General features: G+C 54.2%; 14 protein-coding genes. 1 reads left to right on the forward strand and 13 read right to left on the reverse strand.

Going from position 1 to position 22,921, the window contains the following annotated elements:
• Positions 1 to 75 precede the first annotated feature (75 nt).
• From B145_RS0108715 to B145_RS0108805, 12 genes are all read right to left on the reverse strand, one after another.
• Positions 76 to 3,798 carry a hypothetical protein gene (locus B145_RS0108715; protein WP_018606705.1) on the reverse strand — a complete coding sequence of 1,241 codons (3,723 nt, stop codon included), beginning with the start codon at positions 3,796 to 3,798 and terminating at the stop codon, positions 76 to 78.
• A 692-nt stretch (positions 3,799 to 4,490) separates the two neighbouring features.
• Positions 4,491 to 5,069, reverse strand: a complete 579-nt coding sequence (locus tag B145_RS28585; RefSeq protein ID WP_157288331.1) for a hypothetical protein — start codon at positions 5,067 to 5,069, stop codon at positions 4,491 to 4,493.
• Positions 5,070 to 12,022: 6,953 nt separating this feature from the next.
• On the reverse strand, positions 12,023 to 12,520 hold the full coding sequence (locus B145_RS0108730; RefSeq protein WP_018606707.1) for a CesT family type III secretion system chaperone: 498 nt from the start codon (positions 12,518 to 12,520) through the stop codon (positions 12,023 to 12,025).
• Between the two features lie 1,043 nt (positions 12,521 to 13,563).
• On the reverse strand, positions 13,564 to 13,878 hold the full coding sequence (locus B145_RS0108745; RefSeq protein WP_018606710.1) for a hypothetical protein: 315 nt from the start codon (positions 13,876 to 13,878) through the stop codon (positions 13,564 to 13,566).
• A 139-nt stretch (positions 13,879 to 14,017) separates the two neighbouring features.
• Positions 14,018 to 14,500: a lytic transglycosylase domain-containing protein gene (locus tag B145_RS0108750; protein ID WP_018606711.1), complete on the reverse strand. Its 483-nt coding sequence runs from the start codon at positions 14,498 to 14,500 to the stop codon at positions 14,018 to 14,020.
• Positions 14,497 to 14,952 (reverse strand): type III secretion system chaperone family protein, encoded by a 456-nt coding sequence (locus tag B145_RS0108755; protein ID WP_018606712.1) that lies wholly within the window; start codon positions 14,950 to 14,952, stop codon positions 14,497 to 14,499. The genes B145_RS0108750 and B145_RS0108755 overlap by 4 nt, the downstream gene beginning before the upstream one ends.
• A gap of 84 nt (positions 14,953 to 15,036) precedes the next feature.
• Positions 15,037 to 16,062 carry a hypothetical protein gene (locus tag B145_RS28590; RefSeq protein WP_157288332.1) on the reverse strand — a complete coding sequence of 342 codons (1,026 nt, stop codon included), beginning with the start codon at positions 16,060 to 16,062 and terminating at the stop codon, positions 15,037 to 15,039.
• Positions 16,063 to 16,422: 360 nt separating this feature from the next.
• Positions 16,423 to 16,641, reverse strand: a complete 219-nt coding sequence (locus tag B145_RS25005; protein ID WP_018606721.1) for a hypothetical protein — start codon at positions 16,639 to 16,641, stop codon at positions 16,423 to 16,425.
• 537 nt (positions 16,642 to 17,178) lie between these two features.
• Positions 17,179 to 17,766: a lipopolysaccharide transport periplasmic protein LptA gene (gene lptA / locus B145_RS0108790; protein WP_018606722.1), complete on the reverse strand. Its 588-nt coding sequence runs from the start codon at positions 17,764 to 17,766 to the stop codon at positions 17,179 to 17,181.
• Positions 17,767 to 17,802: 36 nt separating this feature from the next.
• Positions 17,803 to 18,384 (reverse strand): LPS export ABC transporter periplasmic protein LptC, encoded by a 582-nt coding sequence (lptC, locus tag B145_RS0108795; RefSeq protein WP_018606723.1) that lies wholly within the window; start codon positions 18,382 to 18,384, stop codon positions 17,803 to 17,805.
• On the reverse strand, positions 18,381 to 18,905 hold the full coding sequence (locus B145_RS0108800) for a KdsC family phosphatase (protein WP_018606724.1): 525 nt from the start codon (positions 18,903 to 18,905) through the stop codon (positions 18,381 to 18,383). Before B145_RS0108800 ends, lptC begins: the two co-directional genes overlap by 4 nt.
• The gene (locus B145_RS0108805; RefSeq protein ID WP_018606725.1) at positions 18,905 to 19,924 is read right to left on the reverse strand and encodes a KpsF/GutQ family sugar-phosphate isomerase; all 1,020 of its coding nucleotides are present in this window, start codon (positions 19,922 to 19,924) and stop codon (positions 18,905 to 18,907) included. Before B145_RS0108805 ends, B145_RS0108800 begins: the two co-directional genes overlap by 1 nt.
• Before the next feature lie 101 nt (positions 19,925 to 20,025).
• On the opposite strand from B145_RS0108805, the gene B145_RS0108810 reads away from it, so the two are divergent.
• Positions 20,026 to 21,996 carry a monovalent cation:proton antiporter family protein gene (locus tag B145_RS0108810; RefSeq protein WP_026258976.1) on the forward strand — a complete coding sequence of 657 codons (1,971 nt, stop codon included), beginning with the start codon at positions 20,026 to 20,028 and terminating at the stop codon, positions 21,994 to 21,996.
• 49 nt (positions 21,997 to 22,045) lie between these two features.
• Here the strand turns inward: B145_RS0108810 and B145_RS0108815 are convergent, their stop codons facing one another.
• Positions 22,046 to 22,717, reverse strand: a complete 672-nt coding sequence (locus tag B145_RS0108815; RefSeq protein ID WP_018606727.1) for a prepilin-type N-terminal cleavage/methylation domain-containing protein — start codon at positions 22,715 to 22,717, stop codon at positions 22,046 to 22,048.
• Positions 22,718 to 22,921 lie beyond the last annotated feature (204 nt).

Below are 22,921 nucleotides of genomic sequence, written 5' to 3' on the forward strand. Positions count from 1 at the left end.
AGGGCTGGTGCAATATTAATTGTGGTCCACAAGGGGCCGGCGCACAATGCATGTGCTTTTGCGGACGACGGATATTTAACTTATGTCATATCGATTGTCGATGTGCGCACCTTCTGCGCTGTGTTGGGTGCTGAGTTGGACGCCTACGTTGATGCCCTTCGTTGTTTGAGTCGACAGACGTTTGTACGATCGTAGGGAATATGGCTGTGTGTTGGCAGGTTCGCTCCATTCGGCATTGTTGGCATCCGCAAAGGCGGCGTGACCTTCATCTGTCAGTGCCGCTTGCGAACCTTCAGGTTGACGCTGCGCCAGGGTTTTGCAGGAATCCAGCATATTGATTCTATCAACGGCTTCTGGTGTGAGCATATTGCGTTCTCCGTAAGAGTGCATTGGTGTGGCTTCCTGCCGGATTTCATGCAGGAAGTTCTGTAGATTCGCTTTTTCGTGTGCTTCGTCACGTCCCCTTCCGTGCGCAGCACGTGCCACACTCCACTTGTTCATCTGTGGTTCGATATGCGCGGCGAATGAGTCTGCATTCTGATGTTCATCTTCTATAAACGAAACTGGCAGGATGCGACCGGATCGATACACAGCTTCTCGGCGCAGGGTGTGGCCTGCAGCAAACACGTCGAGGGATGCGTTGATTGCGCCATCTGTATTGCCTGAGGTAAACGTCAGCCCGGAGTCCTTGAGATTGAGGCCCGCGCCCATCTTTACACCTGCTGTGGCCCGCGCACCCCAGCCCTTGACGTGACGATCTATCTTCATGCCGCCGGTGGCATCGGTGTAATGCCGGGTGAGCGAGCTATTCGCTTCGGCGCTTATGCCTCCTCCAGCCGTGACCCGGGCAAAAGGGGCTTTGACGGAGATGCCGGCTTCAACATTGACGCCATGTTTTCTGCGGGTTTCTCCTGCCTCGCCAATACGGTTGACCACCAGGGTTGGAAATTCCTGTAATAGCTTTTTGAGCAATGACACCTGTGCTTGTTCGTTGAGCAGCGTGTCTTCACTTGCTGTGGCCGAACGGGTTGTGCCGTCGACGATGATATCGAAGAGTTTTGCAAATTCGGCGCGAACCTCTGACACTGGGCGCCCGATGCGGGGGATACGCAGGGAGATGCCATCTACCTTTGAGGTTTCTTTGCCATAGAGCAAGGCATCGGCGCTGCCGCCAGCTTTGATGACACCAATATTCGGCCCCACTGAACCGCCAAAGCCGACTTGGTGACCATGTTGGCGTTGCGTGCCAATGACGATTTCCATGTCATAGGTTGTCATGGCGATCTCGAACACAGCATGGCGTGCCAGATGTTTCCTGGCGTCAATCCGGCCACGTACAAACAAAGCCCCAGCCAAGGCTGAAAGGGTTGTGGTGATTTGGCGCAACCCGGCGCTGAAAATGCCGCCACTGGTGAGCCGCAAGCGGGCTGAGCCATCCATATTGGCGATGACCTCTTTGATGGTTTCTCTGAACTTCTCCTTATTGAAGTGATTGATGCGCGTGTCTTTACCGTAAGCTTCCTTGTGCGCTTCGGCCAGCTTCTCTTTAACGGCATTACTCCATGCCAATGGTGTATCTTCAGAACTAGGGAGGGATGTTTTCAATGCTTCGTCGAACCAGCTTTGCAGCAGCTCCATGTCAATGGTTTTGCCACTGAGGCGTTTGATCTGTTCCGTGGGGCTGTCTGTCACCATCGTAGGGTTTCTCTGCCCTGTGCCGTATTGGTGGTTGACGAGGTTGAGAAGTCTGGTCGTGATGTCGGTGATTGCGGCTGTATCGAGTTTGTATCGGTCGATGCAAACCTCATGAGGGAGCGCTAGGCAATGATCGAGGACGGCGGCACGAATCAATTGTTCAGATACCTTGTTTGGGCCGCCAGCGTGCGTGCGTGGGGCTTGTGTCAGCAAATGGTCACGTAGGCCCTCTGCGGCTTGTCTGAGGGCTCGGTCAAAAGCGACCCGATGCTTACTGAATGCAGTGCCGCGCTCAGTCTGTTGCGTGCCATGTCGTAAGGCCCGGAAGGCTGATTTTCCAGACATAGGATTACGCACATTGAGTATATTGTTGTCGCGTGAGGCTCGGTCTATCCATTTGCCCATCTTCAACATCCATGCCTCAATGGTGGCGAAATCCGAGTTGCTGCCCGTGTCGTGAAGATCATTCCTCACTGCGTTGAGCGCCCAGTTGTGAGGTCGTGCGCTGGTGGGGTCTCCCGCCAAGCGTGCCGCAGCGCAGAGGATGGCTTGGCCGGGTACGCTGGCCTGCAGGGAGCCTGAGAGCAGGGCTGATATGGGTGTGTGTTGGTGCACCTCTGCCTGTGAAGGGGGCGCAGGATGGGAATTGGCGGGCGCCTCATCAGCCACTGTTGCCGGTACGTTGTAGAGCAGATCGGCGAGCGTGATCCGTTCTCTGACCCCATCGACGTGGGTTGATGCCTTGGTGTGAGGCATTGGAGGTGTATGGGTTGTGTGTGCCTGGGCGTTGCCATGGTGCGGTTGGGTGGTGGGGGACGTTACGGTATCAGGCAGAGCGGCGATGCTTTTCAGTACCATTGCAAAGTCACGCTTCAGTGCCTCAGGCACCGCCCGACCAAGGATCGCCTGTAACACTTCGAGCCCGCTGGGCGTGGTGGCTAGCTCTCTTGCTACATGCCAGGCATCGGCTGATTGGATCAATTGAGTAGCGGAGCCTTCCTGATGCCGGTGCCAAGCATCTGTGATGTCCGCGACAGGGTCCAGTCTGTGTAGCGCGGCCAATGCCTCATGAGCCCTTATCGCATTGCCTTCTGTGGCGGCTGCAAGTGCCTGTACGAGTATGACGGCCGGAGCTCCTGGCAGCCCTACCGGTGCAATATGTGCCGGCAAGGCCGCTGCATGGTGTAGTGCCTGTGTGAGCGCTTCAGCGCTAAGCGGTGCTGGCGAGGTATGACCGAAATGGCTTGCTACAAGGGCCGCCAGATCAGGCTGCGCACTTTCCATGGCATTGATCAGGGCATAGTGTGGGTCCGCTTTGCGGGCTGCTGTTTGCGCGATGGTTTTGCCTGTTTCGCCGCTAATCTCTACCGCACGCAGCAGCAGCGATGGTAGTGGAGCACTATTGCCCGCATTGGCGAAGAGATTGTCAGCCTTGGCAAGTAGAGAGATGAAATTGCCCTGTTGCACAGCAGGTACTGATTTGTTGATCACGGCCAGTATGATGGGGTTTTGGGCATTCTGTGCGGCCAATAGCGATGCCAGCCGCCAAGCATCACGTTGCGCCAGGGTCTCGGTATGTGCAGGCGAGTGCGATTGTTGCAGGCCTGTCGCGATGTCATGCAGGGGATCAAAGCCGTGCAGGCTGTTGAGTGCAGCAACGCCACGTGATGCATCTGACCCCGTTACGGTGGACAAAGCTTCGATAAGCAAAGTCTGCCAAGTTATCTGCGTACCGGAATCCGTGTCATGGGTATTCAAGGGCTCAAACCCGCGTACAGCATTGCGTAAAGCCGATTTTGATAGCCAAGCCTGGGGGGTATTGCCAAAATGGGTATTGATGAGATTGCTGAGTTGGTGGGCTTCAGATGGCGTTTCGCCAAGGGGCCGGGAGGTGGCGCGGACGGGGTCCCTGGGGGCTGAAGGCGCTTCGGTAGAATTGCGTCTGGCTATTTGCGCTCGCCATGCAGGCGGCGCCCCGGTGTGTACTTCAGGGCGTACCCCCATGCGTTTGCCTTTTACCGGGGACTGTTTTTGAGTGAATGGTGTATCGACGGTGTTCCGACCAAGGCCAAAGAATCCCTGTACTTTTTTGAATATCTTCATGTCTGTTCATCCTTTAAGGGGGAGGCTTCTGTATGCCTGCAATAGTTGGTGGCGATGCATTTATCATTTTTATTGTGTCTTGCTAAGAAATTTTGATTTTCTAATATGACAATTGTTCGTGCATGGGATTGTTTTGTAAAATATCAAATTTATATATGATTAGTTGTTCGATATTTTTGCGAAGAAATTTTCTTTTGTGCGTGTCTGGGTGGCTATGTGAGTGTGCGATTGCGCTTGGTGGCGGATGCGTCTTCAGCCGTAAATGGCTGACTGACTGAATTTGTATGGCGTGGCTTCGCGCCAGGACATGCGTGTTCGCAGTTTGGCCCTTGAGATGAAAAATAACAGGCTATATATGGCAATGCGAATGGATTGGAAGTCAACCTTGTGTCACGCAAGCGGTTCGGGGTGACCGTGTCGCCTTGATTTACAGGCGAGATCTGTTTTACTGATGTGTATCAGTAAACAAGGTTGCTTTGTGGTAGCAATTTTCCAGACGACAGGTGGTTGGGAAGGGGAGGGGCAATCGAGTGGCTTCCGCGCAGATAGGCAAATCTGACAAAGCTGTATACAAAATATTCTATTGAAATATTTTTTGAGTCATGGCGCAGCGCCACCGTAGTCAAAAGACAACGGTGGCGGGTAGAGCAATCATATTGGGTGCTTTCTGACTGGTCGGATTAAGGGGGCGGTTACGAGCCCAGCAATTGTGCCCGCAATAGTCTTGACCACGATTTACGGTATTCCGGTTGGGGCTGTGTGGCCCCATACGAGTGGGGAAGTGCCGGGATGATGCAGTCCTTGAGGAGCTTTACCAGTTCGTCGCCGCCGAGCAGGAGTACATCACAAGCGTTCAAGTGAGCGAAGCTGGCTCCTTTTTCATCGCCCGTGTGGACGAATATTGCTGTATGCATGCCCGCAGCAACGCTCCGCGTGGCAAAAGAGCGGAGTTCATTGAAGTCATAAAGCTGGTTGCTTGGCGAGGTATGGGCTTCAAGAGCGATCCAGCCGTAGCGCCGGTAGTGTACGCGGCAAAGATAACGGTCAACGGTGCAATCTTTGTCTTCCTCGAAAGCGGCAAGTACAATTTCCCTCAGGAATATGTGAGAGATGGGGCGCAGATAGGGCAAGATGTCATCGGTATCGATGGTGCGCAATTTTTCAAGTTGGTGGCGGGCGTGAGTCGCGCCGTGGGTACGACCCAAATCCAGAAATGGGTGAATCCCATTGCGCCATACTTGATAACGACCTGCGAGTTGATTGAGTTCCATATTGGGCTCCACTGATTGAGATCAGGATGAAATGCGCGGAAAGCGACTTTTTATCGCCGCTCTCGCGTTGTTACAGCATTGGTCGGCGTTGCCCACTGCGGCTAATATTAATTTTGCAAATGTCATATATCTGTGTCGTCAGATGGTATCGCTGCCCTGAGTTGAGCGTCCGAACCCTCCGGTTTTCTTGGGCGAAGGAGGTGCAATGTTCGGTGCTGGTGTGGCAATGTTCTGGCGTGTGCTTTCCGGGCTACGGTTGGTCTTTGATGCAGGTGCCGTATTGCTTGCTGGCATTGTGGGGCTATTTTTCGCTCCTGCTTTGAACATCTCACCCCAACCAAGGGCAGGGTCAGACGTATGTGCCGGGTTTGTACGATTTGGCGTTGCTGCCGGTGTTGGTGGTGCGCTGTTGAGCGGTGTACCAAATGTTTTTTGCATGGGTGGGCGTGGCGCGCTGGTGCCATTGCTCGCCTGGAGTGACGAGGATTTTTTAATGCCGATTGCCCGTTTGACTTTCTCGCCGAAGCCTTTGTGATGGCGGGATTCCGCCTGCGGTGCCTGCGGCGATGATGGGGGAGGGTTTTCACTTGGTCTGGACGTTGTTGGCTCAAGTGCCGGATTGGCGTTCTTGGTTTTCTTTGAACCTAATTTGCCAAAATGCAGGCCGAGGAAGTGTTTACTACTTTTTTGCGTTTTGGCTTCGTTGTTGGGTTGTTCCTCGGGTATGGAAGCCAGGTTTGGCTGCTTTCGAGCTGCTTTTTGTGCTGACACTTGTGCCAGTAAGGCGATCGGGTCAATTTCATCGTCATACGACTCGATTTCTTCCGCCGAAGTTTGGCTGACCCTGCTGCCGGAGCGGCTGGGGTGCGTGGCCTCGGGCTGCGACGGAACATGTAGCCTCGTGACGACAGCTTCGTTTGCGGAAGGGACTTCGCCTTGGGGCGGGGTGAATACATCCGTCATTGTCCGTACCGGACGTTCGAAGCTTGGCTGTGTCTGCCGCAGTGTTGCTACACCTGATCGTGTGAAGGCGCCACGGCCACGCGAGACATCACTCAAGGATTCTTGTGCTGTCGGCAGAAGTTCGGCTCGTACTATGCGTGANCCCCAACCATGCTTGAGATGAGTTTCGGCCAGAAAGCGTTCTTCGGTAGCGGTGACCTCATGCCTCAAAGTCAGACCTAATCCCAAACCATGCCCGATGGTGTTGCCCTCATTGTTTTTGGCGCAATGCACGACGCAGTGATAATTCATGGGCTCTGATTCCATGATGTTCATGATCTGCTCTGCACTGAGGCGGATGTTGTCTTGGTGGTTTGATGGAGAGCCCTCTTCTGCCTCCAAACGGGCGTTTTGTTCTGTGCTGAGCGTCGAGCGTGGAACGCCTAAAATCATCAGACGGTTGGCGAGGTTGACCTTGCGTGGATCCATCTCGAACACCAGGCGTGTCTCGTTGTAGCCCCTCAGACTGGCATAGGCAGCCTTAACATCCTTGATGCCTGGGATGGCTGCTTCCACTTCGCGCGCCTTCTTCATGACCGTGCCGAGCTTGAGGTGCGAAGAGACATTATGCTGGGTAGGGTCTTTTTTGGGAACGTTGAGTTCGATGCGGGCTGAATCCTGGACCATGGGTAGGTCCAGTTCGGCAGCGTGGCTCTTTAAGAGCGTTGATTCGGCATCTAGCATGAACTTGCAGGCCAAATGCTCATCCACGTGCTTTGCTTCTGTCGCCAGTGTTTTCATTTGTGCCTTTTTCGCAGGGTCCGCGACCTGTTCGATATTATCTCCATGGCATACTGCCGACTCCATATCCTGCAGTTTGCTGACCCAGGCGCTCAATAGTGTGCGCATGGCATGGCGACCTTCCGTGCTGGTGACGTCAAGAGATTCCAGATTCTCCGCGCCAATTCCAGTCGGCAGAACCCCTTGGGGTATTTCCAGTTTTAGGCCAGGCACTTTGCGAGCATTGTCCAGCAAACTCTTCCAATCGCTGTTTGCAATGGGGGCCGTTTTGACGAAATCCGCTGTGCGTTTGTAGTGAGAGTTCCAGCTTGTTTGCAATTCGGCCGCGGAGACATCCAGCCCCAGGCTCGCGGCTCGGGCACTGGCGACTCCCGCGTCAGCTTTTCCTGTCTGGATATTCGGTGCATTGCCGAATCCATAAGCGGTCAAGCCAAGCGATGCACGTGGGCCGGAGTCCCCCTGATATTCAAAACCATTGCCTTTGGCGAAGCCCAAGCGCAAATGCAGTTCCATGGCGACTTTGTGATAGATTTCTAAGCCGAGTGCAGCCCGTAGCCCGAAATTGCCATTGAATTTTCCCCGCTTGCCCGCGTCCTGGCCTGGGTTCCATGATGCAGGGTTATGTGCGCCAAATTCTTTATCTTTAGCAAACCAGTCCTGACGGGCGACGATTCCTGCACCGCTTCGAATGACGCCTTCGGTTTGCCTCAGATTCAGGCCGATCCCCCCTTGATCGATACCCATCTTCATCAGTTCGAGGGGAGCGACCTTGTCATCAAAGAGCATGCGGCCAAACTCGTGAACTTTTTCTGGGAGCAATACAATTGCTCCGCCCTTGGCGCGGGTATGCGTACCTTCAAGCATAGCATTGGCATAGCCGCCAAAGTGTTTGTTAAGCTCTTCGTTGTGTAAACGCCCGGTTGAGGTTGGGGTCGGCTTTTGCACTGTGGGGGCTATGCCGAGGTTAGCGCCCATGCTCGCCGTTCCAGCCATGCCGCGCGTCATGAACACGATGACGGGGCCTTGTTCGGTCTGGTTGTGGTTGGAGCCGATGGCTTCTACGCCAACGAAGCTTGAGCGGTTGCCGCCAAGGTTGAGGATTCCGCCGTAACTCAGGGTCGCAAGTATGCTGTCATGTTTACCGCCACAAGCGAGGTAGGTGCCTGCCCCAAGGTTTTTCTGGATGGACCAGCCAAACACCGTGCGTGGGTTGAGCGAATTGACGGTTTCCGCCCATTTGTTTGCCCCGAGTGCGACAAATTCTTCCTTGGGCATGGTCTTGGCCTGTTGGAGATCGAGATCTGTCTTGACTAACTCGTAAAGTGGGGATCCCGGGGTCAGTCTTGTGCCACGGTTGTTGATTTGATCACGCAGATCGGTAACGGCTTCTACCATGGCCTCATAGGCATGCCAGCCTGAAAAACCGCAGTGCGCTAGTTGATTGGCGCGTGCTGTTTTGTGAGTGGTTTCAATTTCCTTGAGGGCTGATTCTGCCGTAGATGATATTTGCGTAGTGCCAGTGCCGCCTTCCGTTGCATGGACAGTGCCGAAGGTACGAACCTGAACTGCTTCGGCAAAATGTTTCATGGAAGCGATCAGGGCGGCGGATTGAATCGAATGGCTACCGTGATAGGCGGTGAAGTTCGATAGCGCGCCACGGCGTCCATCCCAGAGCTTGATATGGTTCTTTTCAAGCAGTCCGATGCAGGTCTTGATCTTGTTGATCGATTGTTGTTCGGCGGGCGAGAAGAAGTGCAGTTTGTCCTGCCCGATGCTGTCCCAGAACTTCTTGACTTGCGGGAGTGCATCACGGCTGTTGAGAGTGGTCTTGTTCAGTGAATGTGCCGCGAGGCTGGCTACCTTTCTCATCCTCTCAGGGCTACGTTCCGTGGTGCGGTCCGGTCCCAGCACGTGCGCCGTAATACACATCTGCTCGAGAGCTTCCAGGCAGCTACCCAGGGTATCGGCCACGACTCTATTGGCGACCGGGTGAGTCAGCATGTCAGGTTGAGGCGTGGTGATTTTGGCTAGATTGTCGGAGATCGGAGATTGGATATTCGGGAGACTTTTCATCGTCTCCCGTATCGCCGCATAATCCTTGGCGAGCCCCTTGCGCCCCCACAGGTCTTGCTTGAGGCGTACCAAGGCCATGGGGGGCTCTTGCACGGTGAGCCGACCGAGCTGATAGACTCGTCGCCCTAAGGCCCGGATCGGTAGTGTGCCGTAGTGAGCCAGCTTTTTGGCGGTGGAGGCGCCTTTCTCCAGATGCCGGTTGATTGCCGCGTACTGCCCTCCAAGCACCGTCCACTTCAGTGCCGTGCGTTGAGTGCCTAGTACAGGAGGGCGGAATGCATCGTTGCGGTCCATCCCAACACGAGGGTCTTCTCGACTTGTGCTGACATCCTTGAGGGTATATCGATGTTCGGTAGTGGGAGCGTATTTACGCACCTTGCCCGGCATATGTCCCAGGAATTTGTTCACAGATTTTGGAAGGCAGCGCAGCATTGATTTTGGCTGTGTGCTGTTTGCTTCCGTCGTATGCACGGGGACTTGCAGGATACGATAGCGGTCAACGGCTTCACCACCGTTTGCTTCGGCACGTTTCACCTCGATTACGGGGGTGCCGTAAAGCGAGGTCGAGAGCTGGGCGCTATGTTTGCTTTCATCTGGAATCTCTTTGCCCTGGGCATCTTTCCATTCCAGTGCGCGGTTGACCCACGTTCCCTTGAATTCGTGTGATGCGCTGCCATCCGTATGAGGATTCGGCACAAATTCGAGCAAGGCTGGCGGGGTATTTGTGTGTGCGCCATCCTTTTGGGCTAAAGCGAACAATCTCCCGTTGTCGCCAGAGACGGTGATTTGCTTCGGTGTAAAGGATTGGTCGCCAATCTTTGCTGGAGGCAGATCGAGTCGCTTTCCTTCTGTACCATTACTGGCTCGTTCTGTTTTGGAGATGCTACCGTGTTGTGTCAGCTGATACATTGCGCCACTTTTGTCGGCGGAGAGGTCAACAATTGGTGAATCGTTTGCATGCTCGGTGATTTCAGCGTGACTGGCGTGCGTGACATGGGCGTTGGCGATTGCTGGACCAGGGTGGGCCGTCAGGCGATTGGGGCTCAGCCAGGCGGAAGGCGCAGCACCGCCCAGCTCGTTAACCTCGCTGTGGGCAGGCAGTTGTTTCATGCGTCCACCAATATTAATTTCGTGGATCGAGGTTCGCTCGCCTTCTCCCAGCAAAGCGTAGACTCGCTTGCCGAAGGTTAATTCGTTTGCTCCGGTAACGATTTTCTGCACATTCTGCATTGGTGAGCCATCGTGCATCCTGAGTTGTTCCCAGCGGCCAATGCCTTGATGCTTGATGCAGAGTTCCCCCTTGGTGTTCGTTGCCAGATAGGTATTCTGGTCATACTGGATTTTCGTTTCCGGCTTGATGGTTTCCGATTGCAGGCCTTGTTCGCTTTGCATGATCGTGGCATCGGCTTTGTATTGTGGCACCCATTTCTGCTGGTCATAGACCATAGAAATCCGGTGCCCCTGGTCGCTGGCCAATACAGCATGCAACAGCGGGGTGGCAGCTCCAGATGGGGTGTCATAACCGACCGTTTGAACATGCCATTGATGGCCGATATCCAGCGGAATCTGAGTGGCAAGTTTGGCGAACGCAGCATGCTCACTGGCCTCGGCACCAGTGAGGCGTTGCCAGTGTTGCGTGCCATCCAGGGCTGCAGCCTGGTGCAAGGCTACAAATTCACCGCCCGTCGTGTGGCCGCACATAAGCTGCCCGCCCGGTACTGGCACGAGGTTTTTGAGCCCGGGCACTTCGGCGAGGAATGTTGCCTGACCATTACTGGTGAGCTGGAAGGCTTTGCCCGCATGATCGACTGCCACTGCTACAGCTGTTGAGGTGTTCTCGGTGCTCGGCAATACGTGTACGGACTGGTAGCGATCCAGGTTCTGCAGCGCCGGGCTCAGGGCGGCCTTCCCCAGTTCCAGCGGGTGACAGCGCATAAGCGCATGACCCACATGGGCGTAAAGATTGCCATCGGCATGTTGACTTAATGCCTGGGCTTCTCCTTGGTGTTGCCAGCTTGGGGGTTCGCCGCCCTTGTTCCAGACATACAGTTTGCCTTGTTCCAAACGCCATGCGGTGCCTTGTTTTTGCCCTTGGGGTGTGGGCAATTCATATATCCCGCTGAGAAGGCTGATGGGAGGCGCCTGAAGCTCACCCTTGGCCGTCGATTTGACCGCATCGAATGCAGCAAAGGGAATGTGCTCCCCACGACTGCCGATCCAGCGTCGGCCTCCATTTTTGTATTCCGCCAGGGCGCCATGACTCATGGCGTGAGGTTCAACGTCCCGGCAGCGGTGACCATCCATTGTCTTCAACGCATTCTGTACGATTTTTGCACGGGCACGCTGCTGTTTGCGTTGGGCACGGTTGAGCTTGCCCAGCCCCGTAGCACTGACCTTGACTCGCCCTTCTTTCACGGTGATATGCGGGCCACGGAAGGCAAACTGGCGGTGGGGGCGTTGGGCAAAACCCTGCAATTCAGGCGCATTTCGTTTGGCAGCCCGTCCGGTTTTCTTGTCGACCGCATGCCCGATCTTGTTGGCTACCACCAACATGTTATGGGTGAGATTGATCGCGGGCCCTTCTACCTTGAGTCCATATACGCCTTGGTGCTGGAATTTGAGCTGGGCACCCTCAAGTGGTTTGATGCCGACATCGCTGTTCTTGCCGGTGATGGCTGCAGCCAGGTGCTTGCTTGCAGGAACCAGGGTATCCGCTGCCCGATGCTTGATAGGTTTGACTACGGCGCGCTCCAGGCTCTTCGCAGCACCTTGTACGCCTTTGGCAACAGCCTGGGCGGCTGATGCGTTGGATGAGGGGGAACTGGTTTCTTCTGGGGATGGGCTCACTTTGCGTGAATGGCGCAAGAGTCCTCCCAGGCGCCCGCCACTCTGGGTGCGTGCCCTGGTTGGGTTTGATGCTCCCGGAGGAGTTTGAGGTGCTTCGTGTGCCACGCCATGGCCTGTAAAGCAGGATTTGATGCCGGTCAGAATCTTGTTTGCCATTTGAATTTCCTTGTTCGACGCTCTTCCCCTGGAAATCAAGAACAAGGAGATAGTGGTCAAAACTCAACGGATGGTCGTAATATGTTATATAGATAAGCTCTCAATATGGCATCGCTGACGATGCCTGTGGGGAGTTACGAGGGATCCATCGCTTCGAAGAGATAGTCGCGTATCACCGCATCAATCACATCGCAGGCTGCTTCGACAGTACTTGCAAGAGTCATAGGATTCAGATGGCTGCCTGCGAGTTGCTTGACCAGCACCAGGCCATGCTCGTCGTCGACAGCCAAAGAGAAACCTGTGTTGGCTACAAGCATCAGATTGAGTTCCAGCATGTAAACTGCCCAGGGTTCGTCACCAATTGCAATAGGCAGGCGCATCATGTAGCAGGCATTGACTAGCTCTGTCTCAGACACGTCCGGATCAGCGGGCAGCAAATAGTGATCGTGACCCGCAAAGCTGAAGCACCCCGCCTCATCGTTCCAGTTCGCAGCATTGTTCTGAAGCAGACGCGAGGCGTCCTTCAATAGCTGAAGACAATATTCGGAAGCCGGGCCGTATTCGGCGAACTCATCTTCGTCTGGTGAAAGAAGGGAGGGCGTTTGTGTGAGTTCAGTATTTGGCGAAAGCATTGTTATGTTCCCATTCAGTATTTGCTGCAAAGCTCAGGCAGTACCGATTAGGGTGCATTGGGCGCTGCGTGAGTGAGCGGATATAAGCTACGAATATTTAATTACATGGCATGTATTTGACACTTGCACCGATACGGGGTGCTACTGTGGTGCGAATACCAGGTTGGCCATGCGAAGATTTTATATTTGACGATTGCGGGCTACTATTTATCCGCAAATAATATGGATAGACAAAGGGCGTTTTTGAAAGGCGATGATGAAGGGAGTAAGTGCTTGAGTGTCAGAAAGCGAGCGAGTTTTTTGTAGCGACAACAGCTTACGGAGGAGATTAAATTCGCTGTGAATAACGTTAATGCTGTATGCATTGATGCGTGTTTTGATGGTTGTGTGGCGGATCAGGTGTTGCCTGTAGCATTCATCGCACAAGAGGCAGTGGGAGCCAACGTAGAATGCGCTGCGCAGTATGGCAACATGCGCAGCGTATGCTTTGATAAACTCCTACGCTAGATCCAGTGCCGGCCACACTAGCGTATGAGAGGTCCCCGCTTTTGGCAGGCTGTTATTGAAAAGCGGGGAATGCTTTGGCTCGAACAGAGTAGAGCGGGACTGTTTGGCGCTTCGTCTGTACAAGGGAGCTGTTTTTACAGTCTCCCCAGAGCGCTGTACCGCCTGCCTGGCTCGGATGTAGACTTCGAAAAGGCGATCCTTCTTGGCTTCGGGGCTTTCCAGATAGTCAATGATAAGTTGGGCCGTAGGCGCTTCCTCAATGCGGGAAAGAAGGTATTCCCATACCTTGAGTTCCATTGCGGATTTTTTCTGGTTGGAAGGAGAAAAGCTACGGTACAAATCGAATATTGAGTTCATTGTGTTCTCATTTCTCGATGTCGCAGATGGAGTGCAGATGGGTTCTTGCTTTGCGTGGGTTTCACAATGCCTGCGTGTTCCGCGTGTTTCAAAATTGCCAGAGAAGACGCTATTGCATTTGCGAACGAAGTGATAAGGATTTTCGGATGGATACATCATCGTTTCTCTTGAACGATGAATTACTTGAGCTTCAGTGTCGGGGTGTCGTCATCACCGTCATCCTCGTCAGGATCTTTGCTCTTTGGTATATCCAGCTGCTTGGGCTTGTTCTGTTGATAGATATTCATCAGTTGTTGTTCTGCATACGAATTGAACGCCTGGGCGAAGGCTTCGTTTTGTGTGCCTGAATTTGTTGTAGTAGTGTTGTTTCCGTCGTTTTTCTTGTTATTGGGTTCTTCGGGCTTATTGTTGTGACTATTGTTTTTGCTCGGTTTTTCTGGAGTTGATGTGTCGTAACTGTGGTGATGCGAAGAGGATGAAGAAACTCGGTTCATGATGATATCCTTCAATTCGATTTTGAATGAAATGTAAGAGTCCAGCTTTTTCCGTAATAATCTGCAGTTACGAACAACGGCAAGATGGATTCATTTGCAGCGTAACGCGGGGCCGTTCTGGCCTTGATGGAAAGACGAATCATCGATACGAAGTGCGAAGTTCAACGACCTGCTTTTGCGTGCCGAGTTGGTCGATCAGCGCCTTGATGCTGTTAGAGTATTTATCGCGTTCAGATGCGCTCTCTGAATGATAGGCTCCGACGGCTTTCCAATTATTGCCATACTTGTTCATCATTCTTCTAAGATGCCATGCTCCGATATAAACACTGCTGCAAGAATTCATCAGGTGTTGGCGGGTTATGCCATAGTGTGATAACTCCGGCAGATGAATGGAGTTGATCTGCATCATGCCGTAGTCGGTTGAACCATTATGATTGACATGGACTGCGTCAGGATGGCCACGAGACTCTTGCCAGGCAATGGCACGTAATACCAGGTAGTTGACGTGGTGATAGGTAGCGGCTTGCTGAAAACAGTCTGTTGCTGCATATAATGGCTGTGTCAGAAGAAGAGTGGCGGCTATGATGAATGCACGTGCCAAATGTGTTTTGATAGATCTCATGCGCGAATCCATAGGAAGGAGCCTTGTGCGAGTTGTTCGAACATTTCATCAGTGGTTTGAAGAATGTTGTCACGCCAATATCTGCCGTGTTCAGAATAGTGCGCGAGCAAATCTGCCAGCCAAGAGCCATCGATATCGTCATTGAGGTCCACCCGTGCCAGCAGGATGATGCCGCCTGTGCCTTCGTCGACCCCCATTTGCGCCTGGTCTTGAGCATAAATGGTGATATTGGCTTCAAGCATCAGGCGGAATACAGTCAGTGTCCGTCCTCCGGTCACGATTCCATATTGGAAGTGGACATACATGGTATCTGGATCGTCATCATAGTTTTCCAGTATGACGTCAAATCCTTCAACCACGATGGCACGTGTCTTAAGCACGTGGTCAACGGCAGGGATACTGAGTTCATGACAAAGTTCCGTGACGACGTCTGTATAGCGCTGTGTGCTCATGAAGGACGAAATTCAGTATTGCGGTATGAAACAGGCGGGTACTGGGCAATATGCTAGCCTGTGTGAACCGGAGGTAACGGCAGCTTAACCACCCTGAGAAGATCCTTTGATGTTGGAACTGACCGTTTTTGTGATGTTTGCGAGTGATGAGGCAAGGTTCAGCATCTGCTGGTTTTCGGCTGTTACCAGGGTTTGTTTGGTTCCCTCTTCGGCTAAGCGGCGCATTTCCTGGATGGTAGTGTTCATATCGTTGTGCTCCGTAGGACTCGCGGACGGCGGTGTGCCTGAAGGCTGACGGTGTGCTTTGCTGTGCGCGGGTGATGACCCGAATTTCAGACGTGGCTTGACGGAAATGCCAATCGGTTTTTTTTCTTTGTCTGTGTTGTGCCGTGTCTGGGGGATTTTCGTCTTCGGTTCTGTCCTCGACACGCTGGGTGAGCCCGCAGATTGTTCCCTGTGTGGGGATTCTGGTTGAACCGGTGCCTGGGGTTTCGCTGTTTGCGTGTCAGCAATGGTAGGTTCGGTCAAATGCGGGGTCGTGAGTGGTGCGTTTTTTAAGCTTGTATTGATCGATATGTCTTTGGGTTTCTGCATTGCATGTGTATCAGAAGTCGTCCCATGCTTGATGGGATGGCGATTCATAAATCCCGCAATTTTCAGGCGGGGTTTGACACTTATTCCATGGGCTTGTGCTTTGGTTGGCTTAAATGTCTTTTGAGCCGTTGAGGTCGGGCTTGTAGAGCTTGGTGTTTCAGCTGCGTGAGAGGGCGTGGGCGGTGTTGCAGAACTGCGCTGTAACAATGCAGCGATCTTCAAGCGTGGTTTGACAGACAGGCCTGATGCAAATGTGGTTTTGGGGGCAGCGGGAGTATTTTGTGCCGGAGGTGCCGCATTTTTTGAGTTGAAAATGCGTGCTGCCAATGCCGGGATTTTGAGTTGTGGCTTGACTGAAATGCCCTTGAACTTTGCTTGAGGCGTCAATCCTGAAAGCAGGCCAGAAGGCTGCGTGGCTTGATGGCGAGCGGGTTCTTGCGGCGTGACTTCAGCGTTGTGATGTTGAGCTTCACTGGGTATCCCATGTATGGACGCATTGTTGATTTTACTGACCATGGTGTTTGCCTTTCTCACGCTGATTGTTGGCTCAGCTAAAGCGCCTGTTACACTGGCATGAACATTTCCTATTGGTATGTAGTCTAGGTGTCAAGGTGATTGCGAGTGGTAGAGGTTGCGAAGGAATGTCTAGAGTTCCGAATCGCAAGCACTATCCAGGGGGGGCTCGTGATACGCTATTGCCAAGGCATATGATCCTTGCAGTCGAACGAATTGGCATGCCTTTTGGCGAAGAGGCGCCTGCAAATGGAGGTGGAATTTCTCAAAGCGAAGCAGGCCGATTGTGAAAAAAGTGCTTGCCACAACCGGCCTTTGCAACAGACCACACAGATGTGTGGCGGTGAATACCAACGGTAATGCTTAGCCGCCTTGCGAAGCACTCTTGATGTTGGAGCCAACACCCTTCATGATGTTGGCCAGACCTGCAGCGAGGGACAGTTGCAGTTGGTCTTGGGCGGTGGCGATGGTCTGGGCGACACCTTGTTGGGCCATTGAGTGCATGGCGCCGATTGCTGCGTTGGTGTCGAGGGATGTGCCTAGAGCTGCTGCGCCGGAAGCGCCTACAATGGTTCCTGCCATGATCAATCTCCTAAAGTTAAAGTACGCAGTACATCTGTTCTGAAATGAACACCTTCGTCAGCATCGCTTTGCGATCAAGTGAGTGTTGAACCCCTGCTGGAGAAACCCAACCGAACCGGTGCTTGACGTGAGGCTAGAATAACGAGTTGTTTTTCCTGCGTAACTCGGCATTACGAAGAAACCGTATTTTATGCGAAGCATCAGAGCGTGTTTCTCTTTGGGTTTTACGCAGCGGAATTTTCGGTATTCTGACTTGAAGCTTTGAATGTAAGCGGTAGGAAGAATGAGATTGTATTTTATGTAATTAACATATACGGTATGCCTGATTCAATCGTGGTGCGCATGTTTGCGTAATCGTACCAAGATCAATAAATGGCTTGGCATGCCGTGACACGCCGGAGTATTTTCTGGTTAAGTAATTTATACGTCATTGTGCTTTTTTAAGCTTGCATGTAAAAATGGGAAGTCCGAACCACCTTGCGATGGCTTGGACTTCCCATTGTAGAAAATGAGTGGCTTTTTAAACGGTGTAAATGCTTAAGGTTTGGAAGGCTCTTTGTTTGTATTTTTGGTTGTTGCCTTGGGCTTGGGTTGCAGAATGACTTCAGTCTGCTCGCCACCCGAAATGGAGGTTCCGTTCGGGCCGTTGGTGACGCGGAAGGTTTCGGAATAGCCGTCGCGCTCGATATAGCGTCCGCGTACATCTCCGTCGGATTTTTTGATGTGGGCGCGCTCGAAGAGTTTGGCTTTTTCGCTGCGGGTGTCAAACTCGATGCGTTCTGCTTCGCCTTCGATATATTCGTTGCGCCCTTCCTGCTTTTCGCGGAAGTGGGCCAAGCCACCTGCACCGCCTGTGGCGACGCCCTGGTAATAGCCGTCCGGGTCTTCTTTGACTTCGAGCTTGTCGGTGAGGATCTGGCGCGTGCCTTGGGTCAGGATGACGTTGCCTTGGTAAACCTGGGTTTTACTGCGGTCATCGGTGAATGAGGTGGATGACTTGATCCGCACAGGTTGGTCGCGGTCTGCGGGTTCGGCCAAGGCTATGTGGGGCAGGTATGCCAGCATGGCAATCAGTGTGGCACGCAATAAGGGAGTGGATGCAAGACCTGTTTGTTTGGTAGTCATGATGGTTCTATTTGGAATATTGGGCTTGACAATGGCTTAGCGCTTGCCTGCGTGGGTGGGACTTTCCAGTGTTGCGTCAACTTGATGCATGCGCAGGGTGCCTTGGACATTGTCCCACTCTGCTCCCGTACCATCAATTTTGGTGGCACCCTGAGTCATGGTGACAGGGCCTTCTGCTGTAACGATTTCGTCGTCTACCCGAACAAGCATCGTCTCCGCCTTGAGCACTTGTATCTTGGGGTCGTTGGTGATTTGACGGGTGGCGACTACATTGCCATTGAGTGTGACTTCGCGGGTCATGTTTGAGCCGTGCCCGCTCTTTGCACTCAGGTGCATGACGCGCTGGTCACGGTTGAATATCAGCCGTGGCTCTGTGAAGGTGGCGGTATCGTTTTCTGCGTAGTGCTGCATTGTGTCGGCGACGAGGTGGAATTGGTGCTTGCCGTCGACATTGAAGTGGTCGAGTTCAAGTTTCTCTACAATCGCATCGGGTGCCCGGGGGTCACTGCGCAAGCCGGATGTTTGTTCATTGTTGACCACAAATTGCAGCCAATAGGTGGAGGCGGCCAGAAAAGCGGCAACAGCGAGTGGAAAGAAGTGGCTGAGGCGTTTGATCATGCGAGGTAGGCTTCCAGCATGGCTTCGAGTTTGTTCTGAGTGCGCAGGATATGATCGCACACTTCGCGCACGGCACCTTTGCCGCCGCCTTTGAGGGTGCAGTAATCTACGTGCTGTTTTACAAAGTCGTGACCATCGGCCACGGTGGCTGAAAAGCCACAGGCGCGCAGGATGGGGAGGTCTACCACATCGTCTCCCATGTAACCGATCTGCTCACGCTGCAGGCCAAGCGAGGTGGCCAGTTCGAGCATGACCTCGCGTTTGTTGTGAACACCTTGGTAGATGCGGGTGATCCCCAGGTTTTCAGCACGGCGCGCCACCATTTCGGATTGGCGCCCGGTGATGATGACGACTTTGATGCCTGCTTGTTGCAGCATTTTCAGGCCATGACCATCCAGGCTGGAGAAAACCTTGATTTCGTCTCCGGCGGGGGTGAAATACAGATCCCCCGTTGTGAGTACACCATCCACATCAAAGCCCATCAGGCGCAGTTTGGCAGCAGTGTTTGTGGCGTGGCTCATCAGATGACTTTCGCGTCCATGAGGTCGTGCGTATTCAGGGCTCCGACCAGTTTGCGCTCTGCATCGCAGACCAGTACCTGGGTGATGTGGAATTTGTCCATCATCTGCACGGCTTCAACGGCCAGCGCTTCAGGGCTGATCACGCGTGGGTTGGTGTGCATCACGTCGGCAATGGACACGCTCCGGATGTCGCCAATGCGCTCTAGCAGGCGGCGCAGGTCACCATCCGTAAATATACCCAGTACATGGCTGTCGTCGTCGCAGATGGCGGTCATCCCCATGCCTTTGCGAGAGATTTCCAACAATGCTTCGGCGAAGCTGGCGGTGGGGGGGACGCGGGGAAGCTCTTCGCCTGTGCGCATCAGATCCCGTACCCGGGTGAGCAGCCGCCGCCCCAAGGCACCACCTGGGTGGGAGCGGGCGAAATCATCCGGCCCGAAGCCACGCGCCGTCAGCAGTGCCACGGCCAACGCATCACCAAGCGCCAATGCGGCAGTGGTACTGGCTGTGGGGGCCAGATTATGCGGACAGGCTTCTTCGGTGACGGCTGCGTTCAGGTGGACATCGGCCAGTTCTGCCAGGGGGGAGTCATCCCGCCCGGTGATGGCAATCATCTTGACGCCCAAGCGCTTGATGATCGGGACGATAGTCAGGAGTTCTTCTGTGCCGCCTGAATAGGAAAGCCCTATGAATACGTCGTTGTGGTCGATCATACCAAGATCGCCGTGGGCCGCCTCGCCAGGGTGAACGTAGTAGGCCAGGGTGCCGGTCGAAGCAAGGGTGGCGGCAATTTTGCGGGCGATATGTCCTGACTTGCCTACGCCGCTGACGATGACGCGCCCTTTGCTTTCGAGCACGATGCGTATGGCGCTGGCAAAGCGTTCATCCAGGCGTTCGGCAAGGGCCGCGACTGCTTCAGACTCGATGCGCAGGGCGCGACGGGCTGTGTCCAGCAGAACGGCGCTGGAGGGAATTTCATACTGCCCTCTGGGCAGTTTTTGTTGGAGGTTTTGGCTCATTGGTTTGCAGCGGTTAAACTAGTGAAAGAGTATAGCAAAGCTGTAAGCCCAATCCCTGGTTTGCTTTGCGGCCTGATTTTCAGAAAAAAGACAACGACCCCATGCATGGAACCCTTGAAATCGTGCTCGTGCTTCTGGCTGTGGCTGTCTGCGTGGTCATTGCCTTTCGCGCCTTGAGCCTGCCGCCTGTCCTTGGCTACCTGCTGGTCGGTTGCGTGCTCGGACCGCATGTGGCGGGAGTGGTTCCCGATACCGTGCAGGTGCGTTATCTGGCCGAGTTCGGTGTGGTGTTCCTGATGTTTTCCATCGGGCTGGAGTTTTCCCTGCCGCGCTTGTTTGCCATGAAGCGTATTGTGTTGGGGCTGGGGGGCTTGCAGGTGCTGACGGCCTTGGTGGTCTTTACAGTGCTGGGGCGTTTCTGGAGTTTGAACTGGGCTGGCAGTTTTGCCGTGGCCAGTGTGTTGACCATGTCCTCTACAGCGGTGCTGTCCAAGTTGCTGGTTGATCGCTTGGAGCTGGAGTCGGCCCATGGTCGTCAGGTAATTGGTGTGCTGCTTTTCCAGGATCTGGCCGTGGTGCCTTTGTTGATCCTGATCCCTGCCTTGGCTGAACCCGCTGATCGCTTGGTGCCGACCTTGTCTATGGCCGCGCTGAAAACAGTGGGTGTGTTGGCGCTGATCCTGTATATCGGCCATCGCCTGATGCGGCGCTGGTTCTTGGTGGTGGCCCGGCGCAAATCTTCTGAACTGTTCATGTTGAATGTGTTGCTCATCACCTTGGGTTTGGCCTGGGTGACTGAGCGTGCTGGCCTGTCTCTCGCGTTAGGGGCGTTCCTGGGCGGAATGTTGATTTCAGAAACCGAATACCGCTTCCAGGTGGAGGAAGACATCAAGCCATTTCGGGATGTGCTCCTGGGGCTGTTCATGGTCACCGTGGGGATGTTCCTCGATGGCGGGGTCATTCTGCACAATTTCCTCTGGGTGGCGGGGCTGTTGCTGATCATGCTTGCCTTCAAGTTCGTACTGGTGGCGCTGGCTTCCCGTTGGCTGGAGGGGCAGGCGGGGGCTGCCGTGCGGTCTGGTTTGTGGTTGTGTGCGGGCGGGGAGTTTGGCTTCGTGCTGCTGACTATGATCTCGGACGTAAAGCTGGTGCCCGATAGCGTTTTGCAGATCGTGATGGCGACCTTGGTGCTCTCGCTCCTGATCGCCCCCCTGATTGTGGCCGCCAGCGACAAAATCGTGCTGCGCTTTGTGGCGTCCGAATGGCTTTTGCGCTCCATGGAGTTGACTCGCGTGGCGGCGCAATCGATTGCAACGGATCGCCATGTGATCATTTGTGGGTATGGCCGTACCGGGCAGTATCTGGCGCGCCTGCTGGAGCAGGAAAACATTGGGTATGTGGCGCTTGATCTGGACCCCGACCGCGTGCGGGAGGCGGCGGCGGCGGGTGACACGGTTGTGTATGGGGACTCAGTGCGCCATGAAACCCTGGTGGCCGCAGGGCTGATGCGTGCAAGTGCGGTTGTGATCTCTTATAAGGACACGGCGGCGTCAGAAAAGGTGATGCACCATGTGCAGCAGGCTCGCCCGGATATTTCCATAGTGGCGCGTGCGCGCGATGAACGGGACATGGAGCGACTGTTTGAGCACGGGGCGGCTGAAGTGGTGCCAGAGACCCTGGAGACGGGCATCATGCTGGCAACCCATACATTGGCCCTGATCGGGCTGCCCTTGAGCCGGGTGATCCGCCGCATGCGGGTGATCCGCTCACAGCGTTATGAGACCATGCGGGGATACTTTGTCGGCGCATCGGACGTGGATGAACGCCCCGATGCTCTGCTGGAGCGGCTGCATTCCCTGACCCTCTTGCCTGCGGCCTATGCGGTAGGAAAAACGCTGGGTGATCTGGTGCTGGAGCCTCTGGGCGTAAAAGTGGTCTCCATCCGTCGCAAAGGGGTGCGCCGTGTTTCGCCGGAAGAGCATACGAGCCTGGAGTCCGGGGATGTGTTGGTATTGCTGGGTGTGCCCGAGGATTTGGCGATAGCCGAGTTGCTCTTGCTCAAAGGGGGCTGAAAAACACATGGCCCCGGAGTACGGGGCCATGTGTTTGAGGCAATGAAGCCTAGAAACTGGCGCAGATAGTGTAAAGCGTGCTTTCTGCGGGGGCAGATGACGAGGCAACCGGGGTGATGGTTCCATCGCTATTCGATATTCCGAAGCGCACTGAGCCTTTGTCTGAGCTGCCATCATCCATGGTGGTGTCGACCTGCTGGGCAATCCGCCCGGAAATATTGCTTTGACACACGAACAGGCGCCCCGGCCACCCAGCTACAGGGACTGTACTTTGCACGCCGATACGCCCGCCTTCTGTGTTGCGGGGGAGCCAGTCTGTGAGGGACGCGGCACTTGCCGGGTCTGTTGTATCGCCAGCCGCCAAGCCTGCCAAGCGTAAATGTTGCCACAGCAGTACAGACTCATCTGTTGCTGTGCTTGAATTCCAGACTCCGCCAATTAGGCCGTCGCCCGGTGTGCCGGTTGCATTGACTGCTCCGCTCAAATGCTTGGCAGCATTGGCGTCATCGCCGGGCAGGGCGCGGAAACGATCCTGGTAAGCGGCAATCATGGTGGCGGTATTGCGGAAGTCACTGATCACAGCCTTGGATTTGGCGCTGTTGATCAGCTCCTGCCCTTTCAGTACGCCACCGAGCAGCAGGCCGATAATGACCAGCACAATGGCGATTTCAACCAAAGTGAAGCCCGATTGTTGGTGTCGGGCAAGGCGATAATTTTTCATTCTCTGATTCTCCACAATCCAGGCGATCAAGCGCCCTCATACGGGGCGGAATGATAGGGGATTAGCAAGTAAAATGCCTGATATGTGGAGAGAAAATTCTGCCCTTTTGGGCTTCCTGATCCTGATGGCCTGTCAGATTTCTGACGTTCTGGTGAAAGAATGGCGCCCTGTGTTTTTTACTGACGCAAAGTGGAAAGGTTCGCG

Origin of the sequence: Uliginosibacterium gangwonense DSM 18521, from assembly GCF_000373965.1 — a bacterium.
GTDB lineage: Bacteria > Pseudomonadota > Gammaproteobacteria > Burkholderiales > Rhodocyclaceae > Uliginosibacterium > Uliginosibacterium gangwonense.